The 5426-nt window shown below is 56.7% G+C and carries 3 rRNA genes; all 3 read right to left on the bottom strand.

Annotated features, from left to right (window positions below):
- Positions 1 to 46 precede the first annotated feature (46 nt).
- A 5S ribosomal RNA gene (rrf, locus tag CQY20_RS33105) occupies positions 47 to 160 on the bottom strand.
- A 91-nt stretch (positions 161 to 251) separates the two neighbouring features.
- A 23S ribosomal RNA gene (locus tag CQY20_RS33100) occupies positions 252 to 3384 on the bottom strand.
- 374 nt (positions 3385 to 3758) lie between these two features.
- Positions 3759 to 5282 (bottom strand): 16S ribosomal RNA (locus CQY20_RS33095).
- The 16S, 23S and 5S rRNA genes sit together here, the layout of an rRNA operon.
- Between the last annotated feature and the right edge of the window lie 144 nt (positions 5283 to 5426).

Raw genomic sequence — 5426 nt, 5'->3', positions numbered from 1 at the left:
AATAGAAATGCCCCCCAGGGTGTTGGGGGGCATTTCTTGTGTGTGTGTTCGGCGGTGTCCTACTTTTCCGCCCGGGTTGGGCAGTATCATCGGCGCTGGCAGGCTTAGCTTCCGGGTTCGGGATGGGACCGGGCGTTTCCCTGTCGCTATTTCCGCCGTAACTCTATTGTGTTGTTCACCAAATAAGGGTGTGTTTGGTGGTGGGGTGCAGTCTTTTTGACTGTTGTGGGGGTGTGGTTGCGAGTTTGGTTGTGTGTAAGTTTTCGGCCGGTTAGTGCCAGTTCCCTGCACCTATTACTAGGCTTTCAGGTCTGGTCTATTGATCCCGTGGTCCGCGGGGGGCCTTATCCCACTTGATGGGTGAGAAGCCTGGTCTTGGAGGGGGTTTCCCGCTTAGATGCTTTCAGCGGTTATCCTGTCCGAACGTGGCGATCCAGCGGTGCCCCTGGTGGGACAACTGGTAGACCAGAGGTTCGTCCGTCCCGGTCCTCTCGTACTAGGGACAGGTTTCCTCAAGCTTCTGACGCGCGCGGCGGATAGAGACCGAACTGTCTCACGACGTTCTAAACCCAGCTCGCGTGCCGCTTTAATGGGCGAACAGCCCAACCCTTGGGACCTGCTCCAGCCCCAGGATGCGACGAGCCGACATCGAGGTGCCAAACCATCCCGTCGATATGGACTCTTGGGGAAGATCAGCCTGTTATCCCCGGGGTACCTTTTATCCGTTGAGCGACACCCCTTCCACTCGGGGGTGCCGGATCACTAGTCCCGACTTTCGTCCCTGCTTGACATGTCCGTCTCGCAGTCAAGCTCCCTTGTGCACTTACACTCGTCACCTGATTGCCGTCCAGGTTGAGGGAACCTTTGGGCGCCTCCGTTACATTTTAGGAGGCAACCGCCCCAGTTAAACTACCCACCAGGCACTGTCCCTGAACCGGATAAACGGTCCGAGGTTAGAGGCCCAATACGATCAGAGTGGTATTTCAACAACGACTCCACCCAAACTGGCGTCTGGGCTTCACAGTCTCCCACCTATCCTACACAAACCGTATCGAACTCCAATACCAAGTTGTAGTGAAGGTCCCGGGGTCTTTTCGTCCTGCCGCGCGTAACGAGCATCTTTACTCGTAGTGCAATTTCGCCGAGTCTATGGTTGAGACAGCTGAGAAGTCGTTACGCCATTCGTGCAGGTCGGAACTTACCCGACAAGGAATTTCGCTACCTTAGGATGGTTATAGTTACCACCGCCGTTTACTGGGGCTTAAATTCTCCGCTTCACCCCCCGAAGAGGGTTGACGGGTCCTCTTAACCTTCCAGCACCGGGCAGGCGTCAGTCCGTATACATCGTCTTGCGACTTCGCACGGACCTGTGTTTTTAGTAAACAGTCGCTTCTCACTGGTTTGTGCCACCCACCCCCGCTGCCCACCGCAAGGGTGTTGACGGTGCGTGGGTCCCCCTTCTCCCGAAGTTACGGGGGCATTTTGCCGAGTTCCTTAACCATAGTTCACTCGTACGCCTCGGTATTCTCTACCTGACCACCTGTGTCGGTTTCGGGTACGGGCCGTGTGTGCACTCACTAGAGGCTTTTCTCGGCAGCATAGGATCACCGAATTCACCTCACTCGGCTATGCATCACCTCTCAGGAACAATGCCAGACGGATTTGCCTATCTGACTCCCTACAGGCTTACCCCAGTACATCCACTCACTGGTACGGCTACCTTCCTGCGTCACCCCATCGCTTGACTACTACCCGTCCGGGTCCCACGCAGCAGGTGATCCCCGCCCTCCGAAGAGGTTGGTAGACCACCGTTTGGGCGGTTAGCAGAACGGATTCATCAGGGGCGCACACACACGGGTACGGGAATATCAACCCGTTGTCCATCGACTACGCCTGTCGGCCTCGCCTTAGGTCCCGACTCACCCTGGGCGGACTGGCCTGGCCCAGGAACCCTTGGTCTTTCGGCGGGCAAGGTTCTCACTTGCCTTATCGCTACTCATGCCTGCATTCTCACTCCCACACCCTCCACAACTGAATCACTTCGCTGCTTCACCGGATGCAGGACGCTCCCCTACCCAACACAGACCAAAATCTGTGCTGCCGCGGCTTCGGCGGTGTGCTTGAGCCCCGCTACATTATCGGCGCACAATCACTTGACCAGTGAGCTATTACGCACTCTTTCAAGGGTGGCTGCTTCTAAGCCAACCTCCTGGTTGTCTTTGCGACTGCACATCCTTTTCCACTTAGCACACGCTTAGGGGCCTTAGCCGGCGATCTGGGCTGTTTCCCTCTCGACGCACGGAGCTTATCCCCCGCCGTCTCACTGCCACGCTCTTGCTTACCGGCATTCGGAGTTTGGCTGACGTCAGTAACCTAGTAGGGCCCATCGGCCATCCAGTAGCTCTACCTCCGGCAAGAAACACGCAACGCTGCACCTAAATGCATTTCGGGGAGAACCAGCTATCACGGAGTTTGATTGGCCTTTCACCCCTACCCACAGCTCATCCCCTCAGTCTTCAACCTAAGTGGGTTCGGGCCTCCACGACGTCTTACCGTCGCTTCACCCTGGCCATGGGTAGATCACCCCGCTTCGGGTCCAGAACACACCACTACACCAACCCCTACGGATTGGATACGCCCTATTCAGACTCGCTTTCGCTACGGCTACCCCACCCGGGTTAACCTCGCGACATGTCCCTGACTCGCAGGCTCATTCTTCAAAAGGCACGCCATCACCCCACCACAAAGGAGGGCTTTGACGGGTTGTAGGCACACGGTTTCAGGTACTCTTTCACTCCCCTCCCGGGGTACTTTTCACCATTCCCTCACGGTACTCATCCGCTATCGGTCACTGAGAGGTATTCAGGCTTACCGGGTGGTCCCGGCAGATTCACAGCAGATTCCACGAGCCCGCTGCTACTCGGGGAAAAACGCTTCCCAGAAGCCGCAATGTTTTCGGTTACCGGGCTCTCACCGTCTACGGCAGACCATCCCAGGCCACTTCACCTAACACCACGGTTGCTCACTTCTGCCCAGGCCGGCGGACCTGAGAAAGAAACGCCCCACAACACCGAACACACAACCCCCGCCGGGTATCACATGCATCCGGTTTAGCCATCCTCCGCTTTCGCTCGCCACTACTCACGGAATCACCATTGTTTTCTCTTCCTACGGGTACTGAGATGTTTCACTTCCCCGCGTTACCCCTGACCAGCTATACATTCACCAGCCAGTGACGCGACATCACTCGCGCCGGGTTTCCCCATTCGGACATCCTCGGATCCACGCTCGGTTGACAACTCCCCGAGGCATATCGCAGCCTCCCACGTCCTTCATCGGCCCTCAGTGCCAAGGCATCCACCATGCGCCCTTACACACTTACAACACAAAACCAAAAGTATTTGAGTTAAAAAACTCGAAATTGCACATCAACACACAAAACCGTCAACCCACCACAAAAGGCAAGCCAACGCCAATGCGTGCTAGATGCTCGCAACCACTATCCACAAATCAAACACCACACCCCACCACCAAAGCAGGGCGACAACAACCCAACCCCCAAAGGGGATCAACAACGGGCCTGTTGCCTCAAAGCCCAATAGTGTGTCCGATGATCTTTTCGCCGCCGCGTTTCCCGCGCAGCGACCTGTCTGCTGTTGCACCCACCAAACGCCCACTACAGGCGCCGGCACACATATCCCAACCGCGAACCCCTCACCGATGTGAGGCACGGGGGAAAAGAAAACGGTGCTCCTTAGAAAGGAGGTGATCCAGCCGCACCTTCCGGTACGGCTACCTTGTTACGACTTCGTCCCAATCGCCGATCCCACCTTCGACGGCTCCCTCCCACACGGGGTTAGGCCACCGGCTTCGGGTGTTACCGACTTTCATGACGTGACGGGCGGTGTGTACAAGGCCCGGGAACGTATTCACCGCAGCGTTGCTGATCTGCGATTACTAGCGACTCCGACTTCACGGGGTCGAGTTGCAGACCCCGATCCGAACTGAGACCGGCTTTAAAAGGATTCGCTCCACCTCACGGCATCGCAGCCCTTTGTACCGGCCATTGTAGCATGTGTGAAGCCCTGGACATAAGGGGCATGATGACTTGACGTCATCCCCACCTTCCTCCGAGTTGACCCCGGCAGTCTCTCACGAGTCCCCACCATCACGTGCTGGCAACATGAGACAAGGGTTGCGCTCGTTGCGGGACTTAACCCAACATCTCACGACACGAGCTGACGACAGCCATGCACCACCTGCACACAGGCCACAAGGGAACCGACATCTCTGCCAGCGTCCTGTGCATGTCAAACCCAGGTAAGGTTCTTCGCGTTGCATCGAATTAATCCACATGCTCCGCCGCTTGTGCGGGCCCCCGTCAATTCCTTTGAGTTTTAGCCTTGCGGCCGTACTCCCCAGGCGGGGTACTTAATGCGTTAGCTACGGCACGGATCCTTAGGAAAGAACCCACACCTAGTACCCACCGTTTACGGCGTGGACTACCAGGGTATCTAATCCTGTTCGCTCCCCACGCTTTCGCTCCTCAGCGTCAGTTACTGCCCAGAGACCCGCCTTCGCCACCGGTGTTCCTCCTGATATCTGCGCATTCCACCGCTACACCAGGAATTCCAGTCTCCCCTGCAGTACTCCAGTCTGCCCGTATCGCCCGCACGCCCACAGTTAAGCTGTGAGTTTTCACGGACGACGCGACAAACCACCTACGAGCTCTTTACGCCCAGTAATTCCGGACAACGCTCGGACCCTACGTATTACCGCGGCTGCTGGCACGTAGTTGGCCGGTCCTTCTTCTCTCACTACCGTCAGTCACCCTTCGTCGTGAGCGAAAGAGGTTTACAACCCGAAGGCCGTCATCCCTCACGCGGCGTCGCTGCATCAGGCTTGCGCCCATTGTGCAATATTCCCCACTGCTGCCTCCCGTAGGAGTCTGGGCCGTATCTCAGTCCCAGTGTGGCCGGTCACCCTCTCAGGCCGGCTACCCGTCGTCGCCTTGGTAGGCCATCACCCCACCAACAAGCTGATAGGCCGCGGGCCCATCCCACACCGCAAAAGCTTTCCCCTAACGGCCATGCGACCAAAAGGGTGTATTCGGTATTAGACCCAGTTTCCCAGGCTTATCCCAAAGTGCAGGGCAGATCACCCACGTGTTACTCACCCGTTCGCCACTCGAGTACCCCCCGAAGGAGGCCTTTCCGTTCGACTTGCATGTGTTAAGCACGCCGCCAGCGTTCGTCCTGAGCCAGGATCAAACTCTCCAAACAAAAACGTTCAGAACAATCTGACCAAAGACACCAAAACTGGCATCACAAAACAACCACGCCCTAAACGGGAAAAAAGACGTGGCCAAAAAAACAACAAACAAAAACCACCAAACACACTATTGAGTTCTCAAACAACACACCCGT

Source organism: Mycolicibacterium agri (assembly GCF_002553505.1).
Lineage (GTDB): Bacteria > Actinomycetota > Actinomycetes > Mycobacteriales > Mycobacteriaceae > Mycobacterium > Mycobacterium agri.
The sequence above is the reverse complement of the archived record's forward strand: the minus strand, read 5'-3'. Positions and strand labels throughout refer to the sequence as shown.